This window comes from Halomonas sp. LMYGS-3, from assembly GCF_059509875.1.
In genome coordinates this window covers 1-528 of sequence record NZ_JCAKFQ010000083.1, presented here as the reverse complement: position 1 = coordinate 528, position 528 = coordinate 1, and the positions used below count along the sequence as shown (strand labels likewise).

The following is a 528-nucleotide window of genomic DNA, read 5'->3' as shown; positions in this document are numbered from 1 at the left end:
GGCCTTCCGCGAGGCCCTGCTGGCCAAGGGCGCCTACTACCATGTCCATCACCCCTACCAGGTCGACATGGCCGCGGGGCGCGCCACGCCGGAACAGATCCGCGGCTGGGTCGCCAACCGCTTCTACTACCAGGTGATGATTCCGCAGAAGGATGCCGCGCTGCTGGCCAACTGCCCCGACGCCGCCACCCGCCGGCGCTGGATCCAGCGCCTGCTCGACCACGACGGCCACGACGGCCACGCCGCCGACGCCGGTGGCATCGAGGCCTGGCTGACCCTGGGCGAGGCGGTGGGGCTGACCCGCGACGCGCTGTGGTCCCAGGAGCACGTCTTGCCCGGCGTACGCTTCGCCGTCGACGCCTACGTCAACTTCGTGCGCCGCGCCAGCTGGCAGGAGGGGGCGATCGCCTCGCTGACCGAGCTGTTCGCTCCCCAGGCCCACCAGAGCCGCCTCGACACCTGGCCGATCCACTACCCATGGATCGACGCGGCCGGCTACGGCTACTTCCGCAAGCGGCTTAGCGAGGC

1 protein-coding gene is annotated in these 528 nt (G+C 71.2%); it reads left to right on the top strand.

All coding sequences use genetic code 11. The features are described 5' to 3' along the window. A partial coding sequence (pqqC, locus tag AC5W54_RS22570) for a pyrroloquinoline-quinone synthase PqqC (protein WP_495964329.1) occupies nt 1-528 on the top strand: 528 nt, incomplete at both ends.